The organism is Streptomyces sp. B15, from assembly GCF_018070605.1.
GTDB classification, from domain to species: Bacteria; Actinomycetota; Actinomycetes; order Streptomycetales; family Streptomycetaceae; genus Streptomyces; species Streptomyces smyrnaeus.
Window position 1 is genome coordinate 64,269 of record NZ_JAGPXJ010000018.1, and the last position, 14,663, is coordinate 78,931.

General features: G+C 71.0%; 15 protein-coding genes. All 15 read right to left on the bottom strand.

The genetic code is table 11. The features are described 5' to 3' along the window. Position 1 precedes the first annotated feature (1 nt). A complete protein-coding gene (locus KBY19_RS11380) occupies positions 2-868 on the bottom strand; it encodes a hypothetical protein (RefSeq protein ID WP_210965693.1) in 867 nt (288 codons plus the stop codon). A gap of 20 nt (positions 869-888) precedes the next feature. Further along, positions 889-1,467 carry a nuclear transport factor 2 family protein gene (locus KBY19_RS11385; protein ID WP_210965694.1) on the bottom strand — a complete coding sequence of 193 codons (579 nt, stop codon included), beginning with the start codon at positions 1,465-1,467 and terminating at the stop codon, positions 889-891. A gap of 58 nt (positions 1,468-1,525) precedes the next feature. Further along, entirely contained in the window at positions 1,526-2,062 is a 537-nt protein-coding gene (locus KBY19_RS11390) for a hypothetical protein (RefSeq protein ID WP_247690866.1), read from the bottom strand. Between the two features lie 55 nt (positions 2,063-2,117). Next, positions 2,118-2,714, bottom strand: coding sequence for a hypothetical protein (locus KBY19_RS11395; RefSeq protein WP_247690867.1), 597 nt, complete (start codon positions 2,712-2,714; stop codon positions 2,118-2,120). Then, complete coding sequence (locus KBY19_RS11400; protein ID WP_185018624.1) at positions 2,711-3,952, bottom strand: MlaD family protein; 1,242 nt, start codon at positions 3,950-3,952, stop codon at positions 2,711-2,713. Before KBY19_RS11400 ends, KBY19_RS11395 begins: the two co-directional genes overlap by 4 nt. After that, positions 3,952-5,133 (bottom strand): MCE family protein, encoded by a 1,182-nt coding sequence (locus KBY19_RS11405; RefSeq protein WP_210965695.1) that lies wholly within the window; start codon positions 5,131-5,133, stop codon positions 3,952-3,954. The genes KBY19_RS11400 and KBY19_RS11405 overlap by 1 nt, the downstream gene beginning before the upstream one ends. After that, a complete protein-coding gene (locus tag KBY19_RS11410) occupies positions 5,130-6,320 on the bottom strand; it encodes an MCE family protein (RefSeq protein WP_185018622.1) in 1,191 nt (396 codons plus the stop codon). The genes KBY19_RS11405 and KBY19_RS11410 overlap by 4 nt, the downstream gene beginning before the upstream one ends. Then, on the bottom strand, positions 6,317-7,366 hold the full coding sequence (locus KBY19_RS11415; RefSeq protein ID WP_210965696.1) for an MCE family protein: 1,050 nt from the start codon (positions 7,364-7,366) through the stop codon (positions 6,317-6,319). Before KBY19_RS11415 ends, KBY19_RS11410 begins: the two co-directional genes overlap by 4 nt. Continuing rightward, positions 7,363-8,394, bottom strand: a complete 1,032-nt coding sequence (locus tag KBY19_RS11420) for an MCE family protein (RefSeq protein WP_210965697.1) — start codon at positions 8,392-8,394, stop codon at positions 7,363-7,365. Before KBY19_RS11420 ends, KBY19_RS11415 begins: the two co-directional genes overlap by 4 nt. Continuing rightward, the gene (locus KBY19_RS11425) at positions 8,391-9,665 is read right to left on the bottom strand and encodes an MCE family protein (protein ID WP_099885411.1); all 1,275 of its coding nucleotides are present in this window, start codon (positions 9,663-9,665) and stop codon (positions 8,391-8,393) included. The genes KBY19_RS11420 and KBY19_RS11425 overlap by 4 nt, the downstream gene beginning before the upstream one ends. Then, the gene (locus tag KBY19_RS11430) at positions 9,662-10,486 is read right to left on the bottom strand and encodes an ABC transporter permease (RefSeq protein WP_099885410.1); all 825 of its coding nucleotides are present in this window, start codon (positions 10,484-10,486) and stop codon (positions 9,662-9,664) included. Before KBY19_RS11430 ends, KBY19_RS11425 begins: the two co-directional genes overlap by 4 nt. A gap of 3 nt (positions 10,487-10,489) precedes the next feature. Further along, the gene (locus KBY19_RS11435) at positions 10,490-11,344 is read right to left on the bottom strand and encodes an ABC transporter permease (protein WP_099885409.1); all 855 of its coding nucleotides are present in this window, start codon (positions 11,342-11,344) and stop codon (positions 10,490-10,492) included. Beyond that, complete coding sequence (locus KBY19_RS11440) at positions 11,341-12,369, bottom strand: ABC transporter ATP-binding protein (RefSeq protein ID WP_247690868.1); 1,029 nt, start codon at positions 12,367-12,369, stop codon at positions 11,341-11,343. The genes KBY19_RS11435 and KBY19_RS11440 overlap by 4 nt, the downstream gene beginning before the upstream one ends. 40 nt (positions 12,370-12,409) lie before the next feature. Further along, entirely contained in the window at positions 12,410-13,927 is a 1,518-nt protein-coding gene (locus KBY19_RS11445) for a DUF6801 domain-containing protein (protein WP_210965698.1), read from the bottom strand. An 81-nt stretch (positions 13,928-14,008) separates the two neighbouring features. Next, positions 14,009-14,626, bottom strand: a complete 618-nt coding sequence (locus KBY19_RS11450) for a hypothetical protein (protein WP_099885407.1) — start codon at positions 14,624-14,626, stop codon at positions 14,009-14,011. Positions 14,627-14,663 lie beyond the last annotated feature (37 nt).

Here is a 14,663-nt window from a genome sequence, read left to right on the forward strand (position 1 = left end):
CTCAGCTGAGGGTGTCGATGGCGGCGATCCGCCAGGCGCCGTCCTTGCGCACGGCGTTGACGGCGAGCATGGCGCCCGCGTAAGTGGCGTTGTCGTCCTTGGCCTGCTCGCCCCCGCCGCCCTTGTCCTTGGCGCCGCTCTTGTCCTTGGTTCCGCTCTTGTCCTTGGCGCCGTCCCCGCCCTTGGCGTTCGCCGCGGTGCGGGCGCTGTGCTGGTCGGCGAAGAGGAGCACCCGGGCCCGGTCGCCCTCCAGCGTTGTGACCGCGCTGTCGGTGACCGTCGTCGTCAGTACGAGTTTCTTTTCGCTGTCCTGCGCGCGTACTCGGGCGAGGAGCGCGCGGTGCTGTTCGACAGCGCGCCCGGTCAGCAGCCGGCGCGCCGCGCGTTCGTTCTTCTCCGGATCGGCGTGGTCGTAGGAGAACAGCGCGTTGACCGCACTGGTGACCTCGCCCTTGACCTCGCTGGTGCGGGCCGCGTCGGCGAGCGCGGTGTTGCGCGCCGACGCGGTGTCCCGCAGCGACTGGGCCTCGGTCGCCGCCCAGCCGGTGAAGCCGCCGCAGGCGAGGGTGAGGACGGCGCAGAGGGCCGGCAGCCGACGCGGCAGCCGGATCAGCCGGCCGAGCCGGCCGAGTCGCCCGACGGCCCTGGAGGGAGACTTCCGGTCGGGCTTCGAGCCGGGCTTCGAGCCGGGCTTCGAGCCGGGCTTCGGAGCGGCCTTGCGGTCGGGCTTCGGGGCCGCCTTGCGGTCGGGCCCGGTCGCGATGGTGCCGGTCCGTACGGGGGTCGCGGCAGTGGAGCGCGCCGTTCCGGGAGCGGGTCGAGCGGCGAGGCGGCGTCGGCGGTTGACGAGGTGGCGGGTGGTCGACATGGGTTCCTCCGGCTCTCCGGTCAGTCGCGCTCGTCCGGCTCGGTGGCGGTGTAGCCCACCGGCACCTGTTCGAGGGCGCTGAGCTTCCACCCCTCGCCGGTGCGGGTGAGTTCACCGCGCATCCGGGTCTGCTTGGTCGCCGGCTTCTCCTTCGGGGCCTTCACCGTGGTCCGCACGGCGATCAGCATTCCGGCCCGGCCGGCGCGTTCGTCCAGCTCCGCCACGGCGCTGGAGAGGATGCGGGCCGAGGTGACGGTCCTGGCCCGGCGGATCTGCTTCTCGAACTGCGCCCTGCCCTTCCGCAGTTGGCCGCGCAGGTCGCCGGTCGTCGACTCCTCCCAGGAGTCCAGTCCACTGTCCAGCTCGCGGTGGTCGAGGGTGTTGAGGTTCTGCACCGCCTGCTCCCCCGCCGCACGTACCTCGTCCCGGGTCGCGGCGTAGCCGAGCGTGTCGTCGTGTGCGGCGCCGTACCAGGAGAAGCCGGCCCAGGCCGCGCAGCACAGCGCCACCACCGCCAGGGCCACGGCCACCGCCCGTACCGGGCCACCCGCCGGGGACCACCGCGTCCGCCGGCTCTTCGTCCGTGTCGCCTCTCCCACGTCTCGCCTCTCCCGTCTTCTTCTTCGCTCTTCCGCTGCCGCGCCGCTCCGCGCCGTCTCACCGTGCGGTGAGGGCGACGATCCGCCAGTCGCCGTTCTGCCGTCGGGCGGTGACGGAGAGCTGGGCGGCGGCGCTCGCCGGTTCGCGGCCCGCCCGGTAGGTGGTCTGGTCGAGGAAGGCCAGCAGGTGGGCGCGGTCTTCGTGCAGCCGGGTCACCCCCACGCCGACCACGCGGGTGGCGAGCGTCAGTTTCTGCTTCCGCGCCCGCTCTTCGACCTGCCCGAAGAGCGCCTCGTACTGCCGTTCCGCCTTGCCCGCCAGCAGTTCGTCGGCGGCCTGTTCGGTCCCGGCGAGCCCCTCGGGTGTGTACGAGAAGATCCGGGCGAGCGCGTCCTGCACCTCACCGGAGACCCTGCTGGTCGCCGCCCGGTCGGTGAGGGCCGCGTTCCCGGCCGCCGAACTGCCGGTCAACTGCCCGGCGCGCACCAGGAATCCGCTTCCGGCCGCGAGTGCCAGCACCAGGACCGTCACCGCGCACCAGCGGGCGCGCCGCCCCTCCAGCGCGGCCGACAGCCGCGCGGCGACGGACGGCAAGGGCGGTCTCCGTCCCGCGCGTCGCCGCTCCAGCATTGCGCGTGGCCCTCGCATCTCAGCCCTCCTTCCCCACCGGTACCGGCGCGAGCGAGGTGAGCTTCCAGCCGTCGTCCGTCCGCTCCAGCCCGGCCTCCATGCGTTTGCGGTCCGTGGCCGGGGCGCCGGCGCGGGTGGTGGTCTCGATCCGCAAGGTGGCGATCAGAGTGGCGGTGCCCGCTGTGTCGTCCAGGCTGGTGAGTGCCGCGTCGGTGACTTTCGCGCGGGCGCTGCTGCCCCGCTCGCGCAGGGTCTTCGCGCTCTTCTTCTCCGTACGGCGCAGTTCGTCGCTCAGCGGTCCGGTGGCGGTCGCACGCCACTCGCGCAGCCCGGCGGGGATGTGTGCGGCGTCGATGGAGTTGAGGGTGGCCAGGTGTGCACGGCCCGCCGCCAGAGCCTCGTCGCGGGCACGGGAGTAGGCCAGGTCGTCGTCGGAGTACGCCGTCCAGTACAGCCAGCCGGAGAACCCGCAGAACAGCAGCGCCGCCGCCAGCAGCGCGGCGAGCCAGACCCTGCCGCCGGCGGTGGGCGCGGCCGGGCGGGCCGCTTCCTCGTCGGCGTCCGTCTCGCTGTGTGCGGGCGCGGCGGTCTCCTGTCCGTCGACCTCGGTGGTCATCGGCCCTCCTTGAGCCCGAGCAGTCCGGCCATGCTGTGCGGACCCGCCTCGTCCGGTCCGCCGGGTGGTGCGGAGGCCGCGGTCGCGCCGGTGCCGAACGCTCCGGGGCGGGCGGGCGGCGGCAGCGGTCCGCCACCGGGTGCGTTGGCGGAGCCGCGGACGTTCTTGCCGCTGGAGGGCGGCGACGCGCAGCGTGCGCGGTCGTTGAAGGACGGTGGCTCTCCGGTCTCCAGTCCGCCGCGGTAGCGGGTTGCGCCGTATCCGTCCGTGCAGGGCAGCGGGTCGAAGAAGGTGAGTGCCATACCGAGGGTGGCGCCCTTGCGGGTGATGGCCGTGGAGCCGGCGGCGGCCACGCGGGGCAGCTTGACGAGAAGTTCCTCGACGCCGCGTACCCGGGTGACGGCCAGCTCGGAGGTGGTGGTGAGGTTGGCGAGCAGCACGCTGAGGCCGGGGTCGAGGTCGCGCAGCAGCCCGGTGACCTGGGTGGCGGCGCCGGGCGTGTTGGCGATGAGGCGGCGCAGGTCGGGGTCGGACTTCTTGAGCTGCCCCAGCAGTTCCTTGGTGCCCTTGGCGAAGTCCCGCAGCGCCTGGCCCTCCTCGCGCTGGGTGCGCAGTACGGTCTGCGCGTCGACGATGAGCCCGGTGGTCTCGGGCGCCGCGGCGTCGGCGGCGTCCAGGAACTCGCTGCCGGTGTCGAGCAGCACCTCCAGATCGTCGCCGCGCCCTTCGAAGGTGGCGCCCAGTTCGTCGACGACGGTGCGCAGGGAGCCGCGCGGCAGACTGGCGACCAGGTTGTCCACGCTGGCCAGCACCTCGGTGGGCGGCGCGGGCAGATCGGTGTCCAACTGCCGGATGACGGAGCCCTGGTGGAGGAAGGGGCCCCGGCCGGTGTCGGGCCGCAGGTCGATGTACTGCTCCCCGACGGCGGAGAGGTTGGCGACATGGGCCTTGAGGTCGCTGGGGATGCGCGGCGCCGATTTCTTGATCTTCAGCTCGGCGGACACCCCGCTGTCGGTCAGGTCCAGGGCGCCGACACGGCCGACGGACACTCCTCGGTAGGTGACGTTGGCGTGCTCGTACAGGCCGCCGGTGCGGGCGAGTTCGACGCGGACGGTGTAGTAGTCGCGGATGCCGACATAGCGGCCGACGTCGGCGTACCGCACTCCGATGACACCGAGGACGACGGCGGCGAGGGCCAGGAAGGCGATGTTCTTGAGGACGACCGCGCGGGTCAGCATCAGCGCTCACCCCCGGCGCCGGGCGTGGAGGTGACCGCGGGCAGCGGAAGGGCCGCGGTGCCGCCGGTGCCGGAGGCGCCGGGGTCCTCGGGGATCGGCTCCTCCCGCAGCGGCGGGGTGAGTGTGGTGCCGGGCGGGGCCGCCACGTCCAGATAGAGGTTGAGGTAGTCGCCCTTGACGCCGCGCAGTACCTCGTCGGTGAACGGGTAGGTGAACAGCACCTGGATCGAGTCGGGCAGGTCCTGGCCGGAGTCGGCGAGGGCCCGCAGCGTGGGGGCGAGGGCCTTGAGGTCGGCCACGATGTCCTCCTTGCTGCGGTCGACGGTGTCGACCGCCACCCCGGAGAGCGTGTCGAGGGCGCGGAGCATCGTCATCAGCCGGCCCCGCTGGTCCTCCAGCGTGGTGAGTCCCGGGCTCACGTCGGTGAGGACGGTGCTGATGCTCTTCTTGCGGGCTGCGAGGGTCGCCGAGAGCCGGTTGACGCCGTCGAGCGCCCGGGTGATGTCGCCCTTGTGCCGGTCGAGGCTGCCGACCAGCTTCTCGACTCGGCCGAGCACCGACCTGACCTCCTCCTCGTTCCCGTCGAGGGCCTTGTTCAGCTCGGTGGTGATGGTCTTGAGCTGGCTGACACCGCCGCCGTTGAGCAGCATCGACAGCGCGCCGAGGACTTCTTCGACCTCCGGGTTGCGGTTGGTGCGGGAGAGCGGGATGTGGGTGTCGCGCCCCGGCCGGTGCGCTGCCTGCCGTACCCGCCCGGTGGCCTTGCCCTTCGGTGGGGCGAGGATCTGCACATACTTCTCGCCCAGCAGGCTGGACTGCTCGATCCGGGCGTAGGGCCGCTCGGGGAGCCGCACCTCGCCGTTGACCCGCATGGTGACCTTGGCCGTCCAGCCCTTCCTGGTGAGGGAGATCTTGGTGATCTTGCCGACGGTGACGTCGTTGACCTTCACGGCGGACTGCGGGACGAGGCTCAGCACGTCGCCGAACTCGGCGGTCACCTCGTAGGGATTCTCTCCCAGGTCGGCGCCGCCGGGCAGCGGCAGGTCCTGGAGACCGGTGAACCGCGGCAGGTCGACGCCGCCGCCCAGCAGGGCGAGGCCGAGCGCGACGGTGACGCCTGCCGCCGTGACGCCGGTGCCGATCCGCGCGGCCCGGGAGCGGGGCCTGCCCAGCGGGCTCATCGGTCCGCCTCCTTCCCGGGGGCGTCCGGCCGCCCGCCGCCGGTGCCCTCGGGGGTGCCGTAGACGGTGCCGACCGGCGGTAGCGGCACGGCGGGCAGCGCCTTGCGCTCCCGGGGTGTGACGGGCACCAGTCCGGCCGTGCCCGCGGAGGCGGCGCCCGGTGCGGGGGTGAGGGGGCCGCCCATGCTGAGCTCGTTGATGTTGCCGCGGTTGTCCAGGGTGCCCTGGCCCGGGTTGTAGGCCCGCAGGAAGTTGTCGGCGGCCAGCGGTGCGGTGTCCAGGGCCTCGGCGAGGGAGGCGCGCTGGTCGACGAGGGTCCGGGTGATCGGGGCGAGTTTCTTGACGTTCTTCTTGAGGGCGCCGCGGTTGTCCTCGATGAACTTCTTCACCTTGCCGAGTGCGGTGCCCAGTTGGGAGAGCGCCTTGGCGAGGTTCTCCTTGTCCTCGGCGAGGAAGGTGGTGACGTCGCTCAGCTGCCGTTCCGCCGTGCGGACCCGTTTGTCGTTGCGTTTGAGCATGGCGGTGAAGGAGCGCAGCTGACCGACGGTCGTGAAGAGGTCGCCGCTGTTGCCGTCGAGGGTCTTGGCCGCCTTGCCGAACTCCTCGACGGACTTGCCGAGCGCCTTGCCGTTGCCGTCCAGGTTGGCCGCCCCGACGTCCAGGAGGTCGGAGAGCGCCCCTTGGGAGTTGGCGCCCTCGGGGCCGAGCGCGTCGCTGAGTTCGGTGATGCTCGCGTACAGCTGGTCGACCTCCATCGGTACGGAGTTGCGGCCGGAGGGCAGGACGGCGGAGTCGGCGAGCCGGGGACCCTTGGTATAGGCGGGGGTGAGCTGGACATAGCGGTCGGAGACGAGGCTGGGGGCGATGACGACGGCGCGGGCGTCGGCCGGAACCTTGACGCCCGCGTCGACGAGGAGGGTGACCTCCACCTTCTTCCCGTGCGGCTCGACGGCCTCGACCCGGCCGACGCGCACGCCCAGCACCCGCAGATCGGAACCCTCGTAGACGCCGACGGCCCGGTCGAACCAGGCGGTGACGCGGGTGCCGTCCGAGCCGTCGAGTACGGCCGCTCCCCCGGCGCCGGCTCCGATCAGCAGCGTGAGCACCATGCCCAGGACGAGGGTGCGCCGGCGGAAGGGAGGGCGTCCGCGGAAGGGGGCGCGGGCGCCGGTGGTGGCTGCTTTCATCGGCTCTTCCCTCCCGGTTCCGGCGGTCGGCAGTCGTCCTCGGGCGGGGTGCCGGGCGGCAGATACCGCTTGGGCACCAGACCGCACAGATAGCTGTCGAACCAGCGGCCGTTGCCGAGGGTGTTGCCGATGAGCCGGTAGTAGGGGCCCGCGACCTGCAGCGCGGCGTCGAGCCGTGCACGGTTCTTCAGCAGCACGTCGGTGACCCGGTCCAGGGCGTGCAAAGTGGGGCCGAGCTGCTCGTTGTTGTCGTCCACCAGACCGGTCAGTTCCCTGCCCAGATCGCGGGTGCCGGTGAACAGCCGGTGGATGGCGCCGCGGCGGGCGCGGACCTCGGCGAGCAGCAGATTGCCCTCGCGCAGCAGCGCGGTGATGTCCGTGCGCCGTTCCTTGAGGGTGCGGGTGAGCTTCTTGCTGCCGCGCAGCAGTCGGGCCAGTTCGGTGTCGCGGGAGGAGATCGTGCGGGAGAGCGCGGAGAGCCCCTTGGCAGCGCCGCGCACATCGGCGGGGGTGTTGCGGAAGGTGTCGGAGACGGCCTGGAAACTCTTGGCCAGCTTCTCGGAGTCGATCTCCTCGAAGGTGCGGCCCAGCCCGGTGAACGCCTGGGTCACGTCGTACGGGGAGGTGGTGCGGCTGGTGGGGATATGACGGTCGGGGTTCTGGGGGCCGGTGCCGAGCGGATCGAGGGCGAGGAACTTCTCGCCGAGCAGGGTGCGGATGCTGATGGCGGCACGGCTGGCGTTGCCGACCCAGGTGTCCTTGACCTTGAAGGCCACCTCGACCTTGGCGCCGTCGAGCGCCACCTCGGACACCTCGCCGACCTTGACGCCCGCGACCCGCACCTCGTTGCCCTCGCGCAGCCCGGCCGCCTCGGTGAACTCGGCGGTGTAGGTGGTGCCGCCACCGATGAGCGGCAGGTCGTCGGCGCGGTAGACGGCCGTGCCCAACAGCGCGAGGAGCACCACCCCGACCAGGCAGACGGCGATCGGGTTGCGCTCCGCCATCGGCTTCGGGCGCGGCAACCGGAGTCCTGTGCGCCCGCTCATGACCGGCACCTCGGCTGGGTGATGGCGATACCGGTGGGCGGTTCGCTGCCGTCCGACATGGTCAGCCCGCTCGTCCTGGCCTCGCACAGATAGGTGTTGAACCAGGAGCCGTAGGAGGCGAGCCGGCCCAGCGTCCGCATCTTCTCCGGCGAGGTACGCAGGAACTTCTCGAACTGGGGCGTGCCCTTGTCGAGTTGGCGGGAGAGCCTGCCCAGCTCGTGGATGTCCTTCTTGAGCGGTGCCCGGCCGTCCTCCAGCAACCCCGCGGTGGTGGTGGCCAGCCCGCCCATGGCGGTGACGGCCTCGCCCAGTGGTTTGCGGTCGTCGGCGAAACCGGAGACCAGGTCGCGCAGGCTGGTGATGAGCTCGTTGAAGCCCTCCTCCCTGGCGTTGACCGTCTCCAGCACGGAGTTGAGGTTCTTGATCAGCGAGCCGATGACCTTGTCCTTGCCGGCGAGGGTGCTGGTCAGGGAGCTGATGTGGCCCACCAGCGAGGTGACGGTGCCGCCCTCGCCCTGCAGGACGCTGATGATCTCCCCGGCGAGCTGGTTGGTGTCCTTGGGCGAGAGGCCCTGGAAGAGCGGCTTGAAGCCGTTGAAGAGCTGGGTGAGATCGAGCGCCGGGGTGGTGCGGCCGAGCGGGATGGTGCCGCCGACGGACAGGGGGCGCCCGACGGGCCCGCTGCCGCGTCTGAGTTCCACATATCGCTGGCCGACCATGTTGAGGTACTTCACCGAGGCGTGGGTGGACGCGGGCAGGGCGCGGCCCTTCTCGACGGAGAACCGCACCTCGGCGACGCGCCGGTCGACGACATCGATCTCCTCGACCTTGCCGACCCGCACTCCGGCGATCCGTACGCTGTCGCCCTCCACCAGGCCCGTCACATCGGTGAACCGGGCCCGGTAGCCGTCGGTCCCGCCGACCCCGGTGTTGGAGATGCTCAACGCGAGCACTGCGGTGGCCAGGGAGGTCGCCACGATGAAGATCAGCGACTTGACGAGCGGCCCGGCGAGGGAGGCGCGTTTCACTTGAGTCTCACCTCCGTGCCGCGCAGGGTCGGCCCGACCAGGACGCTGCTCCAGTCGGGCAGCTTCTCGGACCGCTTCGTCGTCGGTGCGAGCAATTCGTTGATCAGCTGGTTCTCCTGCGGCGAGTTGGGCATCCCGGTGCCGCCCCGGGCATCGGCGATGGTGGCGCCCTCGGCTGCGACCCCCTTGGCGCCCTTCTCGGCCGCCGTGCCACCGGCGGGGCCGAGATAGGGGACGGAGTAGCAGCGCGGACCCCTGGGCCCGCCGCCGTAGGCGGGGGTGTCCTTGCCCGGCAGATAGGCGCCGCGGGAGCGGGTGACCTTCAGATCGACATGGAGTCCCGGCTGGTCGGTGCCCTTGCCGAGCGCCTTGTCCATGACGGGGACGAAGGTGGCCAGGGTGCGCAGGGTGCAGGGGAAGGACGGGGACTGGGCGGCCATCACGCGCAGGGTGGGCCGGGCGGCGCCGGCCAGCCGGATGATGTTCTGGCGGTTCTGCCGCAGGAACCCGGTCACCTCGCGGGCCGTGCCGGTGGCCGTGTCGTAGGCGGTGGCAAGATCGTCGGCCTTCTCGGCGAGGGTGCTGCTGGTGGTGGCGAAGTCGGAGAGCGCGGTCAGCACATCGGGCGCGGTGTCGGCGTACAGGTGGCTGACCTTCACCAGTTCCTTGATGTCCCGGTTGAGGGCCGGCAACCGGGGGTTGAGCTTGGCCAGATAGGCGTCGAGTGCGGCGAGGTTGTCACCGAGCTTCGCCCCGCGGCCCTCCAGGGCCTGGGCGACGGCGGTGAGGGTGGCCGAGAGCTTCTGCGGCTGTACGGCGGTGAGGGTGGGCAGCAGGTGGTCCAGTACCTGCTCCAGTTCGATGGCGTTGCGGCTGCGGTCCTGCGGGATGGTGGCACCGGCCCGGATCGGCCGTGCTGCGGGGTTCTTGGGCGGGACCAGAGCGACATAGCGCTGCCCGAAGACGGTGGTGGGCAGCATCTGGGCACGTACGTCGGCGGGGATGTGTGCGAGCTTGTCGGGCTGGAGCGCGACCCGCAGCCGGGCGCCCTTGCCGTCCGAGGTGATCTCGCGTACCTGGCCGACGACGACGCCGCGCAGCTTCACATCGGTGTTGACGTGCATCTCGTGGCCGGCCTGGGAGGTCCGCACGGTGATCTCGGCCGCGTCGGTGAACTGCTTGTCGTAGACGGCGACCGACAGCCAGATCAGCAGCGCCGGTACGAGCAGCAGGACGACCCCTGCCGGTCTGCGGCGCATCGCGGCGCTCATCCGGCCACCTTCACGGTGGTGGTGGCACCCCACAGGGCGAGGCTGAGGAAGAAGTCGGTGACGCTGATGAGCACGATCGCGTTCCGTACCGAGCGGCCCACGGCGATGCCGACGCCCGCGGGCCCGCCGGTGGCGCGGTAGCCGTAGTAGCAGTGGGTGAGGATCACCATGACGCTGAAGACGAAGACCTTGAGGAAGGACAGCAGGACGTCGGTGGGTGACAGGAACAGCGCGAAGTAGTGGTCGTAGGTGCCTGCCGACTGGTCGTTGTAGAAGACGGTGATGAACCGGGAGGACAGGTACGAGCTGAGCAGTCCGATGCCGTAGAGGGGGATGATGCCGATGACACCGGCGATGATCCGGGTGGTGACGAGGTAGGGCATGGAGCGGATGCCCATGCTGTCGAGCGCGTCGATCTCCTCGTTGATGCGCATGGCGCCCAGCTGCGCGGTGAAACCGGCCCCCAGGGTGGCGGACAGCGCGAGGCCCGCGACCAGCGGAGCGATCTCGCGGGTGTTGAAGTAGGCGGAGATGAAGCCGGTGAAGGCCTCGGTGCCGATCTGGTTGAGCGCGGCGTACCCCTGGAGGCCGACGACGGTGCCGGTGAAGAGGGTCATCGCGGTCATGACGCCGACGGTGCCGCCGATGACACCCAGCCCGCCGCTGCCGAACGCCACCTGGGCGAGCAGCCGCTGGACCTCGCGCAGATACCGCAGCAGGGTCTTGGGCGTCCACAGCAGCGCGCGGACGTAGAAGAGCAGTTGGTCGCCGGGTTTGTCGAGCCAGCCCAGGAGGCGGTCGGCGGCGGGGAGGCGGGCCATGGCTCAGGCCCCCTTCGGCGGTACGAGCTGGAGGTAGATGCCGGTGAGGACCATGTTGACGAAGAACAGCAGGAGGAAGGTGATGACCACGGACTGGTTGACGGCGTCCCCGACGCCCTTGGGGCCGCCGCGCGGGTTGAGCCCCCGGTAGGAGGCGACGATCCCGGCGATGAAGCCGAAGATGAGCGCCTTGATCTCACTGATGTAGAGGTCGGGCAGTTGCGCGAGCGCGGAGAAGCTGGCGAGGTAGGCGCCCGGAGTGCCGTCCTGGAGGACGACGTTGAAGAAATAGCCGCCCAGGGTGCCGACGACCGAGACCATGCCGTTGAGGAGGACGGCCACACACACGGTTGCCAGTACCCGGGGCACCACCAGCCGCTGGATGGGTGAGACCCCCATGACCTCCATGGCGTCCAGCTCTTCGCGGATGGTGCGCGACCCCAGGTCCGCGCAGATCGCGGAGCCTGCGGCGCCGGAGATCAGCAGGGCGACGATCAGCGGGCTGGCCTGCTGGATGTTGACGAGCACACTGGCGGCGCCGGTGAAGGACTGGGCGCTGATCTGGCTGGCCAGTGAGCCGACCTGGAGGGCGATGACGGCACCGAACGGGATGGAGACCAGCGCGGCGGGCAGAATGGTGACGCTGGCGATGAACCAGAACTGCTCGACGAACTCCCGGAACTGGAACGGCCGCCGGAAGGTGGCGCGCAGCACGGTGAGCGCCAGGATGAACAGCTTGCCGGGCTCCCGCAGAAGGCCCAGGCCCGGCAGGGGCGTCCTGGGGGTGGGCTCAGCCGGCTGAGCCGGCTCCTCGGGTCTGCCGTCCGCGGGTGGCGGAGTGTGCTCGGTCGCTGTCATGGCCGCTCCTGGGTGCGCTGCCGAGCGGTGCTGGTGCGCTGGGGCAGGGGTGCGAGGTTCTGCGGGAGATTGGCCTCGATGGCGCGGCGCGCCGCGGGCGGCAGCTCGTCGAGCATGTTCACGACCCGCTCCCTACGGCGCCGGACGGCCTGGCGCTCGGGCAGTCCGGGGGTGGGTTCGAGCTGCGGGACCAGCCGGCGGGTCACGGCGTTGAGCGGGCCGAGCGCCGCCGAGTCGGCCTCCCGGGCGAGGGTGGCGGCGTCCTTCTCCTCGGACATCCCGATCGGTCCGGTGCGGCTACCGCTGAGGAACTGGGCGACGACGGGTTCCTCGCTGGTGAGCAGCACCTCCCGGGGCCCGAAGGTGACCAGGTGGCGGCGGAAGAGCATCCCCATGTTGTCGGGGACGGTCGCGGCGATGTCGAGATTGTGGGTGACGATCAGCATCGTCGCGTCGATCTGCGCGTTCAGGTCGATCAGCAGCTGCGAGGTGTAGGCGGTACGGACCGGGTCGAGGCCGGAGTCCGGCTCGTCGCACAGGATGATCTGCGGGTCGAGCACCAGGGCCCTGGCGAGTCCGGCACGCTTGCGCATGCCGCCGGATATCTCGCCGGGCAGCTTCTCCTCGTCGCCGACCAGCCCCACCATCTCCAGTCGCTCCATGACGATCCGGCGGATCTCGGATTCCTTCTTCCTGGTGTGCTCGCGCAGCGGGAAGGCGATGTTGTCGAAGAGGTTCATGGAGCCGAACAGCGCACCGTCCTGGAACATCAGCCCGAAGGTCTTACGCGCCTCGTAGATGTCGCGCTCGCGGCTGCGCACCATGTCGACGCCGTCCACCAGCACGCTGCCCCGCTCGGGTTTGACCAGCCCGATCAGCGACTTGAGGAAGACGGTCTTGCCGGTGCCGGAAGGGCCCAGCATGACGCTGACCTCACCGGCGGGCAGCGTGAGCGTGATGTCCTGCCAGATGTTCTTGCTGCCGAAGGACTTGGTGAGCCCGCTGACCGCTACTTCGATACCCATGCGGGTGCCCCCTCCTCCCGGTGCCCTGTTGTCCGCGGCGTCACTTCGGCAGCTCCGGAACCTTGGGCGGGGCGATGCACCCCAGGTTGTTGGGCCGCATCAAGCAAGGCGCTCCCTGGACGAGCTTGAGGTAGTTGCCGCCGCCGGAGATGCTCGCGGTGAAGAGCGGGTCGAGGTCCTCGCCGCCGGTTCCGCAGCCGGTGAAGGGCGGGATGGCGTACTTCGCCCGCAGGATGCCGCCCTTGAGCACCTCGTACTCCGGCTGCACGCCCTTGAACACGAGCTCGATGGGCCGGGAGGTGCGGCAGTCGGGACCGACGTCCAGCGGTACGCCGTTGACCGTCACCTCGTGCATCCGCAGGGTCTGGTCCATATAGATGGTCGCGTAGTTCGGCGCGGAGGATCCGCGCTGCACGGTGACGATGGTCATCGGTGAACTGATGAACTCGACCTTGGCGGTGACCGGCATGAAGTCGAAATCGAGGAAGGTCGCGGTGGCGTCCGGCAGATCCAGCTCGCCCAGATGGCGCAGCTGGTTGTAGCCGGGGCCCACCGCCCACTCCTTCTGGATGAGCAGATTCGCCGTGGTGGCGCCGTCCCGTGGGTCGTTGATGACCATGCCGCCCTTGAGCTTGAGCACATTGGAGACAGCCACCGGTACGGCACACCAATGGATTCCTCCGATCGGACTCACCCGCACGGGAATGCCGGGTGGCGGCTCCGGCAGCTTCGAGCGGTCCAGCTCGCTCGTGGGCCGCTCCTTGTTGCACGGCTTCGCGGGCGGCAGCTCGGCGGCACCGACGTCGATGTCCGCGTCCCGCCGGGCGGCCCCCTCCTCCTCGTCGGACCGCTCACCGGACTTCGCCGGGCCGGGCGACTGGGAGGGTGTCGCCGACTCCGAGGCACCGGGTCCGTCGTCCGCGCCACTGATCCGCACCGTGGCCAGTCGCAGATCCTGCCCGTCGGCGGGCCGGCACTCGACGGCGACGGGGGCCGGAGCGGGCAGCGTGGCGGGCTCCTCGGCGGGCGGGACCTCGGGGGTGAGGTCGAGCGCGAGCGGGCCGGCCGTGAAGGTGAGCTCCCCGTCGTCGGCGACCGTGACGGGCGGTACCTCGCCGCGATGGGAGAGGGAGAGGTCTCCGCTCCCGGGCACCGGTGTGGCGGGAGACTCCAACCCGTCCCAGCGTGCGTCGGCCCGGCTGTTCGCCTGCGCGACCCGCACCGTGAGCGCGGCCTCGGAGGTGACGGACTCGGTGCGCTCGGGGAGCAGTTCGGCCAGCTGCTGGTGCGGGATGTCGACCTCGGCGGAGACCCGGCCGATCCTGACGGGCTCGCCCGAGGCGGCGGCCCTGGGGAACCTGCCGGACACCTCGGCCTCCAGCCGCCACGTTCCCGACCGTGTGCCGGAGGGGGACGCGCAGTCGTAGGCGACGGCGAGCCGGGCCTGCTGTTCCTGCGCCTGGGACCCGGCACCGGGCAGTACTCCGGCCACCAGTGCGAGCACGCCCACGGCGGAGCCCCGCGCGGTGCGCCGGCGGGTTGTCGCGCTGGGTTTCACTGTGCTCCTCAGAGGGGGGCCGCACCCGCCCGCCGGGGGGGAACGCGTCGGCGGGACGGGTGCGGCGAGCGGCCGGTGTCGTCAGTCGGCGGTGATGGTCTGGGCCGGGTCGGTGTCGTAGGCGGCGTTGAAGGTCGCGGCGTCGCCCGTGTTGATCAGGCCGAGACAGTTGGCCTCGGTGGCTTCGAGGTTGCCGCCGTTGATCACCAGCTGGTGCGTCGTGTTGTCGAAGTAGCCGGTCACCGTGGCGTCGCCACCGCCGGGCCCGGCGAAGGAAGCCGTGCACAGTCCGTCGGGGTCGGAGATGGTTGCGGTGATGCCGGAGATGGAGCCGACGACCCGGTCGGGGTTGGCGGGGTCGACGGATTCGGCGTTGATGCTCAGCGGGCTGGAGACGGTGACGTCGAAGCTGATACCCGCGAGGGAGCAGCCCGAGAACGTCAGGGTGTTGATGGTGCCGAGTCCGGCGCCCGCGTTGCCGGAGCCTGTCTTCAGGGTGCCCGAGGCGTCGGACGAGTCGCAGAAGAGGTCGGCGTTGGGCACGGACAGGGTGGGGTTGGCGGCGTTCGCCGAGAACGACCCGCCGGGGGTCACCGTCCACGTCGCGGCGGACGTGGCGGTGGCGGACGCGGCCGAGAAGCCGAGAGCGGCGGTTGCGGCGACGGCCGCAACCGCGGCTCGTCTGGTGAATTTGCGCACGTGACATTCCCTCCGTTGGATTTGGGATCCTGAAGAG